At 32.8% G+C, this 19,022-nt stretch carries 18 protein-coding genes; 6 read left to right on the forward strand and 12 right to left on the reverse strand.

Annotated elements, in window-relative coordinates; translation table 11 throughout:
• Position 1: 1 nt before the first annotated feature.
• Positions 2-1,174 (reverse strand): proline dehydrogenase family protein, encoded by a 1,173-nt coding sequence (locus IEV77_RS10005; RefSeq protein ID WP_188464340.1) that lies wholly within the window; start codon positions 1,172-1,174, stop codon positions 2-4.
• Between the two features lie 95 nt (positions 1,175-1,269).
• On the opposite strand from IEV77_RS10005, the gene aroB reads away from it, so the two are divergent.
• On the forward strand, positions 1,270-2,337 hold the full coding sequence (aroB, locus tag IEV77_RS10010; RefSeq protein ID WP_188464342.1) for a 3-dehydroquinate synthase: 1,068 nt from the start codon (positions 1,270-1,272) through the stop codon (positions 2,335-2,337).
• Between the two features lie 84 nt (positions 2,338-2,421).
• On the forward strand, positions 2,422-2,724 hold the full coding sequence (locus IEV77_RS10015) for a hypothetical protein (RefSeq protein WP_188464344.1): 303 nt from the start codon (positions 2,422-2,424) through the stop codon (positions 2,722-2,724).
• Here IEV77_RS10015 and IEV77_RS10020 read toward each other — a convergent pair whose 3' ends face one another.
• The 3 genes from IEV77_RS10020 to IEV77_RS10030 all read right to left on the reverse strand — a co-directional run bounded on the left by IEV77_RS10020 (position 2,725) and on the right by IEV77_RS10030 (position 5,016).
• Complete coding sequence (locus IEV77_RS10020) at positions 2,725-3,240, reverse strand: DinB family protein (protein ID WP_188464346.1); 516 nt, start codon at positions 3,238-3,240, stop codon at positions 2,725-2,727.
• 64 nt (positions 3,241-3,304) lie between these two features.
• Positions 3,305-3,784, reverse strand: coding sequence for an Lrp/AsnC family transcriptional regulator (locus IEV77_RS10025; RefSeq protein ID WP_188464348.1), 480 nt, complete (start codon positions 3,782-3,784; stop codon positions 3,305-3,307).
• A 71-nt stretch (positions 3,785-3,855) separates the two neighbouring features.
• Complete coding sequence (locus tag IEV77_RS10030; RefSeq protein WP_188464350.1) at positions 3,856-5,016, reverse strand: M14 family zinc carboxypeptidase; 1,161 nt, start codon at positions 5,014-5,016, stop codon at positions 3,856-3,858.
• 301 nt (positions 5,017-5,317) lie between these two features.
• Here IEV77_RS10030 and IEV77_RS10035 point away from each other — a divergent pair, with 301 nt between their 5' ends.
• A complete protein-coding gene (locus IEV77_RS10035; protein ID WP_188464352.1) occupies positions 5,318-5,716 on the forward strand; it encodes a helix-turn-helix domain-containing protein in 399 nt (132 codons plus the stop codon).
• A 60-nt stretch (positions 5,717-5,776) separates the two neighbouring features.
• On the opposite strand, the gene IEV77_RS10040 is transcribed toward IEV77_RS10035, so the two are convergent.
• From IEV77_RS10040 to IEV77_RS10065, 6 genes are all read right to left on the reverse strand, one after another.
• Positions 5,777-6,262: an ABC transporter ATPase gene (locus IEV77_RS10040; RefSeq protein WP_188464354.1), complete on the reverse strand. Its 486-nt coding sequence runs from the start codon at positions 6,260-6,262 to the stop codon at positions 5,777-5,779.
• A 2-nt stretch (positions 6,263-6,264) separates the two neighbouring features.
• Positions 6,265-7,056, reverse strand: coding sequence for a (Fe-S)-binding protein (locus IEV77_RS10045; protein ID WP_188464356.1), 792 nt, complete (start codon positions 7,054-7,056; stop codon positions 6,265-6,267).
• 69 nt (positions 7,057-7,125) lie between these two features.
• Positions 7,126-7,572, reverse strand: a complete 447-nt coding sequence (locus IEV77_RS10050; RefSeq protein WP_188464358.1) for an LNS2 domain-containing protein — start codon at positions 7,570-7,572, stop codon at positions 7,126-7,128.
• 140 nt (positions 7,573-7,712) lie between these two features.
• A complete protein-coding gene (locus IEV77_RS10055) occupies positions 7,713-9,020 on the reverse strand; it encodes a 4Fe-4S dicluster domain-containing protein (protein ID WP_188464360.1) in 1,308 nt (435 codons plus the stop codon).
• Positions 9,021-9,036: 16 nt separating this feature from the next.
• A complete protein-coding gene (locus IEV77_RS10060; RefSeq protein WP_188464362.1) occupies positions 9,037-9,984 on the reverse strand; it encodes an MlaD family protein in 948 nt (315 codons plus the stop codon).
• A 55-nt stretch (positions 9,985-10,039) separates the two neighbouring features.
• Positions 10,040-11,158, reverse strand: a complete 1,119-nt coding sequence (locus IEV77_RS10065) for an N-acetylmuramoyl-L-alanine amidase family protein (RefSeq protein ID WP_188464363.1) — start codon at positions 11,156-11,158, stop codon at positions 10,040-10,042.
• 216 nt (positions 11,159-11,374) lie between these two features.
• Here IEV77_RS10065 and IEV77_RS10070 point away from each other — a divergent pair, with 216 nt between their 5' ends.
• Both IEV77_RS10070 and IEV77_RS10075 read left to right on the forward strand, forming a co-directional pair.
• Complete coding sequence (locus IEV77_RS10070) at positions 11,375-14,140, forward strand: putative LPS assembly protein LptD (RefSeq protein ID WP_188464365.1); 2,766 nt, start codon at positions 11,375-11,377, stop codon at positions 14,138-14,140.
• Between the two features lie 95 nt (positions 14,141-14,235).
• Complete coding sequence (locus IEV77_RS10075; protein ID WP_188464367.1) at positions 14,236-14,616, forward strand: Rid family detoxifying hydrolase; 381 nt, start codon at positions 14,236-14,238, stop codon at positions 14,614-14,616.
• Here the strand turns inward: IEV77_RS10075 and IEV77_RS10080 are convergent.
• Together IEV77_RS10080 and IEV77_RS10085 are read right to left on the reverse strand one after the other, a co-directional pair.
• On the reverse strand, positions 14,613-15,167 hold the full coding sequence (locus IEV77_RS10080; protein ID WP_188464369.1) for a class I SAM-dependent methyltransferase: 555 nt from the start codon (positions 15,165-15,167) through the stop codon (positions 14,613-14,615). The two genes, IEV77_RS10075 and IEV77_RS10080, sit on opposite strands and share 4 nt — an antisense overlap.
• A 19-nt stretch (positions 15,168-15,186) precedes the next feature.
• Positions 15,187-17,505 carry a S9 family peptidase gene (locus IEV77_RS10085; RefSeq protein ID WP_229736644.1) on the reverse strand — a complete coding sequence of 773 codons (2,319 nt, stop codon included), beginning with the start codon at positions 17,503-17,505 and terminating at the stop codon, positions 15,187-15,189.
• 418 nt (positions 17,506-17,923) lie between these two features.
• Between IEV77_RS10085 and IEV77_RS10090 the strand changes: the two genes are divergently transcribed.
• A complete protein-coding gene (locus IEV77_RS10090) occupies positions 17,924-18,964 on the forward strand; it encodes a GMP reductase (protein WP_188464371.1) in 1,041 nt (346 codons plus the stop codon).
• Positions 18,965-19,022: the final 58 nt, after the last annotated feature.

Below are 19,022 nucleotides of genomic sequence, written 5' to 3' on the forward strand. Positions count from 1 at the left end.
ACTAACTTTTTCTTCTGTTTTTTTCTTTTGCTAATAACATAAGCTCTCTTCCTGTTTGCCCAGCTACTGATGTGTTTTCCTCTGCTCTTCGTATTAAGTAAGGCAGCACATCTTTAACAGGTCCAAATGGCACGTATTTCGCTACATTATAACCTAAATTAGCTAAATTGAAACTGATATGGTCACTCATACCATAAAGCTGTCCAAACCACACACGATTATCAGTTTTAGCAATCCCTTTTTCTTTCATCATATCAAGAATAAGGTAACAACTAGCTTCATTATGCGTTCCAGCAAAAAGTGAAATAACCTCTAAATGTCCTAAGATAAATTGCGCCGCATCATTAAAATTCTCGTCCGTTGCTGCTTTACTTTCACAAATGGGCGTTGGATATCCTTTTTTAGTAGCACGTTCGTTCTCTTTTTCCATATAGGCACCACGAACTATTTTGTAACCTAAAAAATACCCATTTTCTTTAGCATGTACTAACTCCTTTTTCATGAAGTCCATTCTATCATGTCTATACATTTGCAAGGTATTATAAACAACGGGCTTTTCTTTATTATAGTGTTGCATCATCTTAGTAACCAATTCATCTACAGATTTTTGCATCCAACTTTCTTCTGCATCAATTAGCAACTCTACATCTTTTTCTTTGGCCAATTTACAAACCTTGTCATACCTGGCCTCTATCCTATTCCATTGCTCCTGTTCTTCTGGAGTAAATGCCACACCTTCACTTTTCTTTTCGTATAAAATAGGTTTTCCAAAACCTGTAGGTTTAAAAACGGCTATTGGCATAGCTTCTTTATTTTGCGAAAAGTTGATTATCTCAAGTGTTTTATCCATTGCAGCATCAAAAAAAGACTCTACCTCTTTACCCTCAACAGAAAAATCCAAAACAGAACTAACCCCTTTTTCGTACATAGAATCAATAACTGGGATGCAGTCTTTTTCGCTAATACCACCACAAAAATGATCGAAAACAGTTGCTCTAATCACGCTATCAACAGGAAGATTTGCTTTAATAGCAAAATTCGTCAACACCTTACCAACCTTAACTAAAGGTTCGTAAGAAATCATTTTAAATAATAAATAGGCTCTATTAAGTTCTGAATTGCTTTTTAAAGAAAAAGCGATTTCAGTATTATCGAAAAGTCTTTCTGTGGACATGCTCTTAAAAATTATGTGCAAATATAATTATAGTATTGCTACATTTTTATAAAAAAATGCCATAATTTTCGCCTTTAATTTTTCTAAAAAAAGATATGAATTCTATTACAACTTCAAACTACTTAATTCATTTTAATACAACGTGTTACCAAGAAATTAACACGCATTTAAAAGCCGTCAATTATTCAAAAATATTTGTTTTGGTCGACCAAAACACACACGAATATTGTTTACCACAGTTTTTAAGTAATTTAGAAACCGATTTGAACATAGAAATAATTGAAATTGAAGCTGGAGAAGTCAACAAAAGTATCGAAACCTGCTCTGGCGTATGGAATGCTTTATCAGAACTTGAAGCCGACAGGAAAAGTTTGATGATTAATCTAGGTGGTGGTGTTATAACAGACTTAGGAGGTTTTGTAGCCTCAACCTTTAAGCGCGGGATCTCGTTTATTCAGGTGCCTACTACCCTTTTAGCTATGGTAGATGCCTCTATTGGAGGGAAAACAGGAGTCGATCTTGGGCATTTAAAGAACCAAATAGGTGTGATAAATACTAGTGAAATGGTTTTGGTGGACACATCATTTCTAAAAACGTTACCAGAAAACCAAATGCGATCTGGTCTCGCCGAAATGCTGAAACATGGATTAATTTACAGCCAAGACTATTGGAATAAGTTTACCACGTTAGAAAAATCACATACAGATGATTTAGACGAATTAATCTACGAATCCATAGAAATAAAGAACAGTATTGTTGAAAAAGATCCTCATGAAAACAACCTAAGAAAGACCTTAAATTATGGTCATACACTTGGTCACGCAATTGAATCTTATTATTTAAGTAACCCTAGTAAAACTCCTCTACTTCACGGAGAAGCGATTGCTATTGGAATGATATTAGCTACTTATATCTCTACCAAATTAACCGGCTTTTCAAAAGACGAATGCAATAAAATTAAAGATACTATTCTAACTATTTTTGGGCAACCTAAAATTTCAGAGGAAGATATAATTCCTATAATCGATTTATTGAAATTTGATAAGAAAAACGAACATGGTAAAATCTATTTCGTGCTTCTTGAAGCCTATGGGAACTCTAAAATAAACTGTCAAGTTGAAAACAACTTAATCCTTGAAGCCTTCAAATACTATAATTCTTAATTTGTAATTGAAATAATTTGTAACTTTATAAAAATTGCTAAAGATAAAAGTAAATGCTATTCATTAATTTTAAACCTTTAAGTAATGAAACGAGTTATTGCAGATTACAAGAAACTTACTCCCCAAATCCTAAAGTTGCTAACTGACAAATTTCCAGATGGCTACGATGACGACGATGTTATTACGTTTGAAAACCATAAAAACGAAATAATAGAAGCTGTAGAAGTACGCACCTTAGATACAATCTATCTTGTTAAGGTTAGCAGCAAATTACGCTATACCATGACCAATTTTGAAGGCATTGAAGACCTAGAATTAAACAACTTAGGACATGTTATTGTTGAGGAAGAGATTAAAGCAGAGGCCTTTAAAGATGAAGAAGAATAACTACAAATAACGTGATTCAATTATCTGGCAATGGTGTTTTTCATGACCTATTGTAACAAAACCTATAGCTCGAACAGACATATTTACACCACTTGCTTCACCAATTTGCATAAGCATATCGACATCCATACCCTTAAACAGCATTAAGGTAGATTCCCTAACTAATTGATATTCTTTAAATAAATCTTTTCTAGTTCTATCATTAGCATTCGCTACAGAAGCGTATGCGTTTTCCTCAAATCCCGCCAAACTAACTGTATCTCTTCTAGCGAAACGCAATGCTCTATAGGCAAAAATACGTTCGGTGTCTATCATATGTTGAATAACATCCTTAATAGTCCATTTTGCTTCTTGATAGCGGTATTCAAGTTTATCATCAGGAATGGACTTCAGAAAGGTTAAGGTTTCCTGTAAGCTGGAAGCTATTCCAGAAATCAAATCTTTAGATCCAGCTAGCTTAACATAGTTTGCATAAAACTCGCCATATTCCTTTTCTAATAAATCGTTTACATACATAGGTTTTATCTTAAAAAAAAACCTCTTTCGCTTGAAAGAGGTCCTAAAGATTCTTAATATTCCACTACAGATCTTTGAAAACTGAGTGCATTAATCGTTTTTTATCATTTAAACTTTCTTCCAACGAAATCATAGTTTCCGTTCTATAAACGCCTTCTATGTCGTCTAACATAAAGATAATATCTTTAGCATGTTCCGTGTTTTTAGCTCTAATCTTACAAAAGATATTGAACTTCCCAGTGGTAATATGAGCTACGGTTACAAAAGGAATATCATTAATACGTTCTAAAACAAACTTGGTTTGAGAGGTGTTTTGTAGAAAAATCCCAACATAAGCTATAAAAGAATAGCCCAGTTTTTTATAATCTAAAGTTAAAGAAGACCCTTTAATTATACCTGCATCTTCCATTTTTTTTACCCTTACATGAATAGTTCCAGCAGAAATAGATAAGCTTTTTGCTATATCCGTAAAAGGAACTCTCGTGTTTTCAATTAACATATCTAGTATTTGATGATCAATTTCATCTAACTTAAATTTCGCCATTTTTAATTTTTTTTTAAATAAAAAGCAAAAATAGTATATTATTATTGAATTATATCTTTTAAAATCAAAGATTACACTAGTTTAGTTGAATATTTAACACCCTTTAAAATAAGACTTTCTAGGACAATCCCCTCGACAACATTCTGATGATTTTCATTTGTAAGCTCCTCTCCATCTGCAAAAATCTCTTTATGACCAAAATAAGTCTTTAGATCACCTATTTTCTCAACCATTGGAATAAATTCTATCTTGTTGTCTTTTAAAACCTCCTGATATTGGACAGCAACGTCAAAAATTGCATATTCATTACTTATCAACATTTTAGCGTCTCTAATGATGATATCAAAATGATTTTTACAATTCTGCGGAATACCTAAATAGGCTTCATAAGCAACCCCATCTACCTTGTTTTTAGATATATAATCAATACTGAAGAGAATAGCTTGAAACATATAAAACCTTGTCACTTCGCGGTTGTAGTCGTTTTTAAAATGCCCTGCTTCGAATAAAATAGTTGGACAATTTAAAGATTGAAATGTATCCCCTACACAGTTGCCATTATAAGCATCATCATAAATCCCTATTTGATTTGGAATTTGTGTATGCAACAAATTATTAGTGGCAACTATAACTTCCATAGCTTTTTTTCGTGTTTCAGTAACTGCGCAAGTTTCATCCTGAGCGGGAGACAAAAAAGACAAAATAGCCGAGTTAGCATTATTTCCAGCACCAAATATAGTGCGTTGTCCATGTAAATTAAAACAGTAATCCGGTTTGATTTCATCGAACAAACCCCTTAAAACCTGGCTTTCTGGCTGCGAAAGATTTTTTGCATCTCTATTTAAATCGATGTCATTGGCATTTAGTCTCGTATAACGCTTAGCTCCGTCTGGATTTAAAATAGGAACTATAACTAAAGTACAGTTTTTAAGTATTTGCTGAATAGATACACTTGAATCCTTTACAAACACATTACAAATATCAAAAAGCGCCTTCGTAGTTGTACTTTCGTTTCCATGCATTTGAGACCACAACAATATTTTTTTTGGACCAGTTCCAATTTTAATGGAGTGAATAGGTTCACCTAAAACTGAAATCCCAATGCCTTCAATTTCAAAATGATTTTTTAAGTTTTCTATTAGTGGATGAATATGCTCTTGATGAACATACCTGTTTTTAAGTCGTGTTTCTTTATGTGAATCATAAAGGGTTTTTAAAAAGATTGAAGTCATCTAAAACGGTTTGATACAAATGTAAACAATTAACTATTTACAATTGTAAACAATGAAATCACATCAATCTGTTTACATTACTATACAAACGCCCCTTTGTTTTCTCCTTTTAAAAGCAGAATTATTCTGAAAATTTAACATAATAATTATTTGATAATTAAAATATTTAATTCTAGATGTTTAAGTAGTCCTATATAAAGTATTAGTTATATTTATTTTATTCGTTATCGATCAAACACATGTACGATATGATTATAATCGTTACATTTGTAAATAGAAAAACGCCTATTTAAAGTTTACAATGATAAACAACGAAGATTTCGCAAAAAGACTTCAAAAAGTCATCGATTACTACAACGAAAGTGCTTCTTCTTTCGCTGAAAAAATAGGCGTACAACGTTCTAGTATATCACATATTCTTTCTGGAAGAAACAAACCAAGTTTGGATTTTGTATTAAAAGTCCTCTCTTCTTTTCCTGAAGTTGAACTATATTGGCTGCTAAATGGCAAGGGGAAATTTCCTTATGAAGGAAAAACCGAAGTTGTAATTCCGGTTGAAAAAAATATTAAAGAGGAAAAAATAACTCATCAAGTTTCCGAAATAAAACAAACTGTAAAAAATAACTCCAATGAAAAATCTATAGAACGGATTGTTATTTTTTATACTGACGGAAGTTTTAAAAACTACGAAGATTTATAAAATGCAAAAAGCTTGAATAAATATTCAAGCTTTTTTTTATTTTCGATATTTCAGAAAAAATTATTTTATAAATCGGCTATGCCAACTATCGCTAGCAGGAACTTCCCAATTTTCATTAAACTCTGCGATATTTACAACAAGGTTGTTAAAAACGATCGTATTTTTAGATACAGCTTTATCCTTAGCCATTTTCTTAAAATCTACTAATGTTTTATATGCTATAAAATCGCCTTGCTTGTAGGACACGTTCATTTTGTCTAATAAGTCAACCTGATACTCTTTTTCTAACTCTTGAATAAAATGCACTGAAGCATCAATAGAACATCCTGTTGCAGCTCCAGCCTGTTGATTCAAGCCTATAACAATAAAACGTTTATACACTATTTTGTAGCCAGCCTGCAAATCGCTTCCATGAGCAGTCCAATTTTCAATAAAAATATCAAGCTTGGTCGCGATGTCATTTATTTCGTCTTCAGAAAAAGAACGATTGCACTGGTAAATCCAAACTTTGGATTCTTCTGGTAAGGTATTAAAATCTACTAACATCTTTAATCTAGTGAGTTTGCAATTAATTCAGCGATATCCAGCACTTGGACGCTATCTTCTTTTTCTTTGGCTTTCACACCATCAGTCATCATGGTATTACAATAAGGACAGCCTGTTGCAATGATATTTGATTGTGTTTCTAAAGCATCTTCCGTTCGTAACACATTAATGTCTTTATCACCTTTTTCTGGTTCTTTAAACATTTGCGCACCACCAGCACCACAACATAAAGCTGTTTGCCTGTTGCGTTTCATCTCTACAACTTCCACTCCTAAAGATTTTAGTAAGTCTCTTGGAGCTTCGTAAATATTGTTGCCACGACCTAAGTAACATGGATCGTGAAAGGTTATGCGATTTCCTTTTAATTGACTCGCATTCCCTATTTTTAATTTTCCAGACTTTAAAAGGTCATTAATAAACTCTGTATGATGTTGTACTTGATAATGTCCACCAAGTTCTGGGTATTCGTTTTTTAAGGTATTAAATGAATGCGGACAAGCAGTTACAATCCTCTTTACTTCATAGGCATTTAATACTTCAATATTTGTAACGGCTTGCATTTGAAATAAAAATTCATTTCCTGCTCGTTTGGCAACATCTCCAGTGGAACTTTCTTCGGTTCCTAAAACAGCAAAATCTACGTTTGCCATATTGAGAATCTTAACAAAAGCTCTGGTTATTTTTTTAGCTCTATCGTCATAACTTCCAGCTGCTCCAACCCAGAATAAAATTTCTGGTTGTCTGCCTTCTGCCATACATTGTGCCATGGTTGGCACTTTTAATTGTTCGCTCATTTTATTAAATGCTTTAATTATGAGATTAGCTGCGCTAAATCTTCGATTTTCTGCTTTCGCAGAAACTTATTATTTATGTTGACCATCGTCAAAGACTTGAATGGTCACCTTCTTATCTACTAAATCTGTAAATTTCCCTTTATATCTCGTAGCTTTCACTAAATGATTATCGATCCAATGGTAGTTCCCTCCTCTTGGTTTTCCCATTAATAAACTATGAAATTTAAATCCGTTTTTATTCAACCAATTTGTGGTTACCTCTCTGTGGTCTTCAGTTCTTGATGTGAAGAAACAAATTAAATGTCCCTCATCATGCCATTTATTACAAGTTGCTAAAGCATCTGGATAAGGTGCGCAAGTTGCCATTCTTTCTGGCTCTTCATTTGGAATATCATCTGTAATAGTTCCATCAATATCAATTAAATAATTTTTAACCCCTTTTGGTAAAATTGGACTAACTTTTTCTCCTAATTCTACTTTTTCGTGTAGTAATTTGTCTGCGTCTTCTCTTTTCATATTCACATTTCCTGCGAAGGCAGGAATCTCTTTAATTCAACTTTTTTTGTTTTCTAATATTCTATTTCGTCTAAAGTTTGATTTAATCTTCACTTATTGATAAATCAATTTTTTATCAGATTCCTGCCTGCGCAGGAATTTTACTCGTCTTTCCAATTCAATCTATCCATTTGGTTGTAAGGCCAAGGAGCTCCATTGTTTTCAATATTTGTCATCATGTTGTTCAATTCTACTGGTGCCGCACTTTGCTCCATAACCAAATATCGACGCATTTCTATAATAATTGAAAGTGGATCAATACTTACTGGGCAAGCTTCTACACATGCATTACAGGTGGTACAAGCCCAAAGTTCTTCGGTAGAAATATAATCACCCAATAGCTGTTTGCCATCATCCTTGAAAACCCCATTATTAGCATCGATGTTTTTACCAACTTCTTCTAACCTATCTCTTGTATCCATCATAATCTTTCGAGGAGACAATTTCTTTCCTGTTAAATTTGCTGGACATTCGCTGGTACAACGGCCACATTCCGTACACGTGTATGCATTTAATAACTGCACCCAACTTAAATCTTGAACATCGCTAGCTCCAAATTTTGCTGGCATTTCGGCATCAGCACCTGCAGCCGGAGCTGCAAACGGATCGATATTTGGATCCATCATCATTTTTACTTCTTTAGTAACCGCTTCCAGGTTATTTAATTGACCTTTGGGTTTTACTTTTCCAAAATATGTATTCGGAAAAGCTAAAAGTATGTGTAAGTGTTTTGAAAAATATAAGTAATTTAAGAAAACTAGGATTCCAATAATATGCATCCACCAAGCAGCTCTCTCTATAAGATGAATAGTCGTTTCTGGTAAACCGTTAAACCAAGGAGCTATAAACTGGCTGATGACGTTTCCAGAATTCATTGCTTGAAAATGAAGGTCTGTCGCATTCATAATTAAGAAAAGTGACATTAAAACCATTTCAAAATAAAGAATAATATTAGCATCATTTTTTGGCCAACCTTTCATTTCACTACTCCAGAAACGTTTAATTTTAATAATATTTCTTCTAATCCAAAATACAACAACAGAAATAAAGACTAGGGCTGCCAATATTTCGAATGTTCCAATTAAAAAACCATAAAACCCTTGGAAATAAGAAAATATTCTCCAAGTTCCAGTTAAACCATCAATGATTATCTCTAATAATTCGATATTGATTATTACAAATCCAACATAAACAACCACATGTAAAAAGCCGGAAACTGGTCTTTTAACCATTTTGCTTTGTCCTAAAGCAATTCTTGCCATGTTTTTCCAACGTATATTCTTGTTATCACTAACATCTACGTCTTGACCAAGTTTAATGTTCCTGATAAGTTTTCTTACATTTCTTGCAAAATATCCAAAACCTGCGATAAGTAATATAGCAAAGAGTATGTTTGGAAGGTAGTTCATAATATGGTTGGGTTAGTTATTGTCTTTCGTCTTCAGGTTTTTCGAAATCATCTTTATTTTTTCCTCCAAAAACGGATACATTCACATAACGTTTTGGATTTAATTTAAAATCTTGTAGCAACTCGCTTAATTGCGCAGAAGCAACTTCTAGATTATGATATAATTGATCGTCTTTAAGTAGTTTCCCCATAGAACCTTCTCCTTTTTCTAAACCGGATAAAAGTGTATTCACATTTTCCAAGGTTTCATCTAGGTTGGCGACTGTTTTTGAAATTTCTACTTTTTTCAAATCTTCAGATAAGGTAGCCAAATTTTTACTAACCGAATTAAAATTGCTAATAACTTGTGTTAAGCTATCCTGATTTTTAGCAATTAATGAATTGAATGAACCAGATAAGGTCTTAAAGGAAGTTAGGGTTGAATTCAACTCTTTAATGGCGTTTTTTAAACCTTCTTCTGAATCATCTTTTACCAAACCGTTGATACTAGTTAAAAGAGAATCTGCTGATTTTAATGTAATATCCAAACCATCGCTTAACCCAGAAAAATTTTCAGTTAAATCTTTAATTATTCCTGCCTCCACTTCAGATTTAATGGCATCGCCACTTTCAGCATATTGCTGATCGTTTGCAGGAACAAGAGCTAAACCATTACCTTCTAGAAGACCCAAGGAATAGAGTCTCATCACACTATTTTTAGAAAACTTCAATTCGTCATTCACAGTAAAGGATACTCTAGTTTTTCCAGTTTCAATAACGTAAATTATTTCTTGGATTTTACCAATATTATTACCTTTAATGGTTACTGGAGATGCGGTTGTTAAGCCGTTATAATCGAATTCTGTATAAAAAGTGTCATCAGAATTAAATAAATTTTTTCCTTTTAAATAATTAAAGCCAAAAATTAAGAATAGAATTCCTGAAATGACTAAAATAGCCGTTTTAACTTCTCTTGATAGTTTCAAATTATGTGTATTTAGTTACCTAACAAAATTAGAAATAAATTTATAAAGAATGGCTCTAATTAGTAGTAGATTTTAACGCATCTGATAAAGGAATATTTACGCCATCTTTAAATGCCACAATAAAACTGGATGTATAACCTTTAGTTTTAGCTTGGTTTTGAAACTCTTTTATTTTTGTATAATTGGAAGTATTGCCATAATAGTATTTATATAAGCCCTTTATTTTATCTTTAGAAATATTATCTAAACCTTTAAAATTATAGGCTTTTAAAGCAATATCTTTAGAGCTTGCTGCTATTTGAACCTTAAAAATCACATTTTTATAAATTTGGTCCGGCTCTGTATTTTTCACTTCTATTGTTTCAGTTTCTTGGTATACAAAATCGTCGATATTTTGATAAATCGCATTTTTATAGTCCAAAATAGCTTTTTTAATTGCCGAAGACATATCGTTTTGCCCTCTACTAGAATTTAAGTATGCACCTTCTTCTTTATTCGTTATAAAACCTGTTTCGACTAAAACACTAGGCATAATGGTTTGATGTAAAACAATAAAACCTGCTTGTTTAACTCCTCTGTTCTTTCGTTTTAATGTGTTTGTGAAATTATTTTGTATTAAACTAGCTAATAAGATGCTTTGATCTAGATACTCTTCTTGCATAAGGGTTAAACCAATATAAGAACCAGGCGAATTTGGATCGAAACCATCATAGTTTTTTTCGTAATCGTCCTCTAAATAAATTACTTCGTTCTCTGCTTTGGCTACATTGAAATTAGTATCGTTCCTATTGATACCAAGCACATAAGTTTCAGAACCGTAAGCTTGAGTATGGTGTGCATTACAGTGAATAGAAACAAACAAATCTGCTTTTGCTTCATTTGCAATTTTACCTCTTACAAATAAATCCACAAAAACATCTTTAGATCTTGTATAAACTACTTTAATATCTGGATTTTTCTCTAACTCTTTTCCAACTTCCAAAGCAATTTTTAACGCAATGTCTTTTTCCTTATAGCCATCTTTAGAAGGTTTCCCTGGATCTTTTCCTCCATGTCCTGCATCAAGTACAACAATAAATTTATCAGAATTATCTTGAGCGTATAAAGAATGACTGCTTGTATTTGATAAAACAAAAATGGCAGTTAAAAAAAATAATATCAATTTCGTTTTCATGTGTCTATATATACTGTTTTTTATTTGTCATACTTTGATTCCACGCAGTACAAGCAGGTAACATTTTCAATAATCGATTCTATTTTAGAGAAAACTTCAATGTTTCATAAAATAATAACAACTAAATTGCTTGTTTATTACTGAGTTTGACTAAGTAAAAGTTTAATTTTCGAATTTTCGTGTTTATTAAATTAATCACAAAAAATATATGTAATTTTGGCAATTCAAAAACCGAGCCATACTTTTACAAAAATACATTTAAAAGCGTTGCGTACAAACAACTTTTACATACTTTTTGCCTTAAGTTTTACAGTGTTTATCAACACTTCTGGCTTCGCTCAAGATATACCCAAATCTGAAGGAAAAGTTTCGCCCAATACAGAACAAGATAGTGTAACTGTCCAAATTGATAATCTTGAAAAGTTAGAGGTTTCAGAAGTAGGTCAAGACTCTACGTTACAGGACTCTGTAAAGCCTAAACCTAATTTATTAGCTTCGACAGTTACCTATAAAGCCACTGATTACACCTCTTTTAATAGCAAAGAACAAAAACTTTATTTATATAATGAAGCCGAAGTTTACTTTGAAGACATGGAGCTTAAAGCTGGAGTTATTGTTATAGATTATAGTAAAAATGAAGTATATGCTGGACGAATAAAAGATTCCGCTGGCGTTTATTCTCAACGCCCGTCTTTCAAACAAGGAGAAAATTTAGTAGAACCAGATTCAATTCGGTTTAATTTTAAAACAGAAAAAGCTTTAATTTTTAAATCGAGTACAGAACAACAAGGGATGCAAATTTATGCGCCAATTACAAAAAAAGAAAATGATTCGGTTATTTTCTTATATAAAGGTCGCTTTACCACTTCTAGTGATATAGAAAACCCAGAATACTATTTTCAAGCTAATAAAATTAAACTTGTCCCTGGTAAAAAAATTGTTGTAGGTCTTACAAACATGGTTATAGCAGATGTGCCAACACCTATAGGACTACCTTTTGCTTTTTTTCCGTTGACAAAAAAGCAGACTTCTGGAGTTCTAATTCCTAGTTTTGGTGAAAACAGTAGCCGAGGTTATTTTTTACAAAATGCAGGTTATTATTTTGCTATTAACGACTATGTGGATCTTGCTGTTTTAGGGGATTATTACACAAATGGTAGTTATGGATTACGAATGGAAAGTAATTATGCCCTACGTTATAAATTTACTGGAAATTTAGGCTTTAGATATGAAAATTTAATAGATAGCGAACGAGGATTTCCAGATTATTCAAAATCTACCATCTATAATATTAGATGGACGCATAGCCAGGATGGAAATTCCAGTCCAAATTCTAGATTTGCAGCCTCTGTTAACTTAGGAAGTAGTAAATACTACCAAGAATCTATAAATCAAGTAAATGCTCCAAGTTTTTTAAATAACACCATGGCTTCTTCTGTGTCTTATTCTAAAACATTTCAAGGAGATCCTCAGGTAAATATGAGTGTGGCAGCAACACATACACAAAATACAAATACGGGTGATATTAGCATGACTTTGCCTACCATTCAGGCCAGTGTGAGTAGAATTTATCCTTTCGAACCAAAAACAGGCTCTAAAAAAGGTATCATAGAAAATATCAATTTTCAATATAATGTAAGAGCAGAAAATAGAATTCAAACTACAGATTCCCTTTTCTTTAAGAAAGAAATGTGGGAACAAGCTCAAAATGGTATTAACCAAAGTATACCTCTTACCACAAACTTTAAAGTTTTAAAATATTTAAGTGTTAGTGCTGGAACAAATTACAATGAAACATGGACATTTAAGACAGTTAACAAGCTATATGATGATACCACAGATGAAGTAATAACCTCGGATATTAGTGGATTTGCAGCTTATAGAACCTATAATTTCAACACGAGTGTAGGAACCACGTTATATGGAATGTTTGATTTTGAAAAAGAAGGTGAAGATAGAAAAATAAAGGCGCTTAGACATGTCATGAGACCCTCTGTAAGTTATACAATTAACCCCTCTTTCAACCAGTATTATGATACTTATGAAGTTATTAGTGCCGATGGATTAACAACAGAACAGGTAGAATACTCGAAATTTGAAGGTTCGCTTTATGGAGCTCCAAATAAAAATTATTCAAACACATTAGGGTTTACTTTAGGAAATAATATTGAAATGAAGGTTCGAGATAAAGATTCTACCGTTGCTGAACCAAAAAAAATCAAATTATTAGACAACTTGAATTTTAGTACAGGATATGATTTAGCTGCAGATTCCTTAAACTTAAGTCCTGTAAGAATTTCTGGAAGTACACAAATACTAAAAGATAAAATGGCAATAAATTTTGGAGCCATTTTAAATCCATATGCTTTAGATAATAACAACGATCTTGTTGACACTTGGAATATTAATAATGGTGGAAGCTTGTTTAGACTTACAAGTGCCAACATGTCTGTAAATTACACCATTTCAAATACCACCTTTACTGGTGGAGAAACTGAGGAAAGCAATCAAGAAAACCTTAGAAGTGGTGGTCGTGATGACGATTTATTTGGACGTTCTCAAGGATATGCAGATTCAAGTTTTTACGCAAATGATGACGAATTGGATGACGAGGAAGAAGATAAATCACCAAGTGCTTTATATACCAACCCAATGCCTTGGAGTTTGCGTTTGGTATATGCTGTAAATTATTCAAATTCGCAACGTGAAAATGAAATCTCTTCAAATTCCTTAATGTTTTCTGGTGATGTCGAGTTATCACCACGTTGGAAAGTTGGAGCATCATCTGGTTACGACTTTAAAAACAAAGGTTTTACTTATACCTCTTTAAGATTTGAAAGAGATTTATTAAGTTGGAGAATGAGCTTAAATTGGCTCCCTGACCCAGATATATCTCAATGGAATTTCTTTATTGGAATAAAATCGAATTTACTTAAAGATCTTAAATACGACAAACGTAAGCAATCTGATAAGCAATTGTAATTTTACAATTTTCAGTACTTTAGAAATAAAAACATGTTTAACTAAAAAAGATTCCCACTTTCCTGTCGGCAGACAGGCAGGCGTGGTAAATAAATATGAAAAAAATAATTCACACACCTCATGCTCCTGCTCCAATTGGGCCGTACAACCAAGCCGTTTTAGTCAATAATATTTTATATACCTCTGGACAGATAGCTTTGAATCCAGAAACCATGGAATTGGTTTTAGATGATATAAAAATAGAAACTAAGCAAGTTATGGAAAACTTGAAAGCTGTTTTAAAAGCGGCAGACATGACTTTTGAAAATGTGTTTAAAACAAGCATTTTTATAAGCGATATGCACAATTTTTCTAAAATTAACGAAGTGTATGCAACTTATTTTAATGAGGAAACCGCTCCTGCACGTGAAACTGTTGAAGTGGCCAACTTACCAAAATTTGTCAACGTGGAAATTAGCATGATGGCTACAATTTAGATTTTATCTAATTTCTCAAAAACATAGAGATTATTAAGTCCTAATTGAAATTTTCTCTTTTCAATAAGTTTAAAACCTTTTGAAAAGAGCTTTTCAGTATCACTTGGTTTAAAACCATAATGTTCTTCCAAACTCATGCCATCTATAAGTTTTAGCTTTAAAAGAACTTCAAGAATAAAATCTACTTGGGGTGAAGGCACTGTTATAATAACCCGACCTTTCGGTTTTAATAAATTATAAAAACCTTGAGACATTTCTTCCTGCACTTCTTGTGGAATATGTTCCAAAACAGCAAGCATAGTAATGGCATTAAAAGTCAGATTTTCTGGAATATCTTCAGGGAATTTTCCAGGTAATAAGGTATAATTATCCTTTTTAATTTCTTGCTTTAAAATAGGATCTATCCCATAACTGTAAGAAATAATCTCTTTCCATTTATCGAACATCACGCCATCAACACTACCAATATCAAGAACAGCATCGTTCTTTCTAATAAATTTTTTAGCCTTTTTAATGCGGACGTTTTGTAAATAGGTATCTAAAGCTTTCATTTTTATCTTTTACAAGCAATTATTCTTCAATCAAACTTTCCTGAAATAAATTATAAATCCGAAGATATTCATCTGTCCAACTACTAGGCTCCACAAAACCATGACGTTCCACTGGATAAATAGCCATTTCCCAATTTTCTTTTCCTAATTCTATTAAACGTTGTGACAGACGAACCATATCTTGAAAATGCACATTATCGTCTATCATTCCATGCAAAATCAATAAATTGCCCTGTAAGCCATCTGCAAAATAAATAGGTGAACTTCTTCTATATGCCAAACTATCTGATACTGGTGTATTTAAAATTCTTGCTGTGTACCCATGATTGTATGCCGCCCAATCCCCAACAGAACGAATTGCTGCTCCTGCTGCAAAAGTTTCAGGTTCATTAAACATAGCCATCAAGGTTATAAAGCCTCCATAAGAACCTCCATAAATACCAACTTTATCTTTATCAATTCCGTATTCATTAATTAAAAATTCAACGCCATCTACTTGGTCCGATAAATCCTTCCCTCCCATGTGCCTATAAATTCCTGTACGCCAATCTCCACCATAACCTGCACTTCCGCGATAATCAATATCTAAAACCGTATAACCATTATCAACTAACATGTTATGAAACATGTATTCTCTATAATAACTACTCCACCATTTATGAGCATTTTGTAAATAACCAGCGCCATGGACAAAAACTATGGCCGCCTTGTTTTTTACTTCTGGTGTTGGGTTATATAATCTGGCATGAACTTTAGCACCATCTTTAGCTTGAAAAGTTATTACTTCAGGATCTTTCCAAGGATAACTATTAAAAGTAGATGTTGTAGAATGTGTAATTTGTTTTAAAGGTGTTTCCCTTGAAGAAAACATCGGGTTTTCTTTCACATATAATTCGGTAGGCTTATTTGAATAGGAATATAAAATAGCCATCTGCTTTTCATCTGGTGAAAGTGACACATCGTTATTTCCTATTTTGTCAGTCAAAGCCATAAATTTACCGCCATTTATAGGCATACTATAAAACTGACGATCTCCAGGATGATTCTTATTTGAAGTGAAATACCAATGCTTTTTATCTTTAGAAATCTGCGGCTTATAAATTTCGAAAGCTCCTTCGGTAAGTTGTTTTACCTTTTTTGAACTCACATTCATGGTGTACAAATGAGAATATCCTGATTTTTCCGACATGTACCAAATGCTTTTTTTGTCTGGCATCCAACCTAAATCTCCGCCTCCATAACCACCAATTCCTGGTCCGGCAATCCAAGCCTCGTCATGCTGATGATCTAAGTTTTCAATTGTTCCAGTAGCAACATTTAATCTTACAAGCCATCGGTCTTTATAGTCGTTTGCAATTATATCCAAAACCGCATAAGTACCATCTGGACTCCAATTTGGGCCAGAGATATAACCAATTCGGTTGTCATTTTTATAAGGCTTGTCTGGATAATCCTTGGTGTATTCAGGAATGTAGTCCAAACCTTCTAAATTATCTAAAACAACTGGAAAGGTTTTTCTATTAGTAATATCATAAACATACAGGGTATATTCTGTTTGCTCATCTCCTACTTTGGAACGTGTGTTTTCATTCTCGGTGTAGCCAGATTCAGTAACATAATGTGGCATGATGGTTTTTTTGTTATCAGCACGTTTTGCAGTAACATACGTAACATATTTCCCGTCTGGACTGATTTGTTGATTTAAAACCGACTTCCCATCAAGATGAATTTTTAATGGTTTTTTAGTCTCAAAACGTTTCATTAAAGTGTCGTGTAAATCGGACTTTTCTTTACGTTCTCTTAGAACATCAAAAAGCTCTAGTTGATCGTTATAAAGCCATTCATCTTTTTCATCTTTTTCTTTTTCTTTCTTATCCTTTTTTATAAAATCTGTAATTTGCTTCGTGGCTCCTGTTTTTAAATTCCACGAATAGATATTCGTGTTTTTTATAAATGCCAATTCTTTATCATTATTTGTAAACTGAACATCGTGTTCAAATTCTGATGTATTAGTGATTTGAGTTATTTCATTTGTTGAGACATTTACTAAATAAACATCACCATGTTTACTATAAGCTTTCTTTGTTTTGTTTTTATTAATCACTTCTTTTGAAGCAGGTAAAAAATATTCTGTTTCAAAATCTACTTTAGAAATTTTATCATTTTTTAAATGGAAGCTATACAACGAATCGCTAAGGTTTGCATCCGGATTCCAATCAAAATAGATTGTTTCGCTGTTACTAGACCAACTTACATTAGAAGGTAAATAACCTATAAAGTCACTGCCTTGCATGATATCTTTAATTTGTAATTCTGAAATATTCTTTTTTTGTGCCATGCACAACAAACTCACAAGACAAAAACTTAAAAATAATAGGGGTTTTTTCGGCATCATATAGAATAAAATAAATGAGAATAATGAGAAAACGAAGTTACTCTTTCTCATTATTAAATTCAAGTCAAAATCGTCTTTTAAGTAACTGCTCGGTAAATAATCCTCTGGGCAATCTAACAAGTCATTCAACAGAATATAATTTTTAAAATTCCAAAGCAAGCTTCGGGGTATTAAACACAAGATCCCTCTGAAAAAGAGGGATTAGTTCAACTATCTATTTTGAATTCGTTGCTTTGTAACTTTTCAAAATAGAGTTTCATTAATAAACAATTGTTAATAAAACACCTTTAAAATACTAAATTTTAGTTCAAGAATTTTCAAAGAACGTGTACTTTTGATAGTAACCAAATACGTTCCAAACATGAGAATTGAACAAGACATTAAATTAGGCTTTAAAGATGTGATGATTAGACCGAAACGTTCCACTTTAAAAAGTAGATCTCAAGTTAATCTAGATCGAGATTTTACTTTTTTAAATAGCAAATTACAATGGCATGGCGTCCCTATTATGGCTGCAAACATGGATACTGTTGGCACTTTTGAAATGGCTTTAGCTTTATCTAAACACAAACTATTTACCGCCATCCACAAACATTATTCAGTTACGGAATGGGAACATTTTCTAAATACCGCACCTAAAGGAATTGAAAATTACATTGCTATAAGTACTGGAACTAGCAAAGAAGACTCAGAAAAAATAGCTTCTATTTTTAAATCTCATCCAGAATTAAAATGTATTTGTATTGACGTTGCAAATGGCTATTCAGAGCATTTCGTGAAATTTGTAAAACAAACTAGAAAACAGTATCCAAATAAAACCATTATAGCAGGAAATGTCGTTACTGGAGAAATGGTTGAAGAATTATTACTATCTGGGGCTGACATTGTTAAAGTTGGCATTGGACCTGGTTCTGTTTGCACTACCCGTGTTAAAACAGGGGTTGGCTATCCGCAATTATCAGCCATTATAGAATGTGCCGATGCCGCACATGGTTTAGGTGGACAAATAATAAGTGATGGTGGCTGTTCTACTCCTGGAGATGTAGCAAAAGCTTTTGGAGCTGGAGCGGATTTTGTAATGCTTGGAGGTATGTTTTCTGGACACAATGAAAGTGGTGGAGAAACCATAGAAAGAAATGGTAAAAGCTATAAACAATTTTATGGAATGAGTTCTACTACAGCCATGGACAAATATGTAGGAGGTGTTGCAGAATATAGAGCTAGTGAAGGTAAAACTGTTGAAGTTCCATATAAAGGTGCTGTTGAAACAACACTACAAGATATTTTGGGAGGCTTGCGAAGTACATGTACCTACGTTGGTGCTGAACGTTTAAAAGAATTAACAAAACGTACCACTTTTATTCGCGTTGCGGAACAGGAAAATAAGGTTTATACGGAATAGATTATGTCTCTAAAAAACAAGAATTATTAGAATGGCACAACAGGTTAAGGTCCTAATT

The sequence above is a fragment of the Xanthomarina arctica genome, from assembly GCF_014638915.1.
GTDB classification, from domain to species: domain Bacteria; phylum Bacteroidota; class Bacteroidia; order Flavobacteriales; family Flavobacteriaceae; genus Xanthomarina; species Xanthomarina arctica.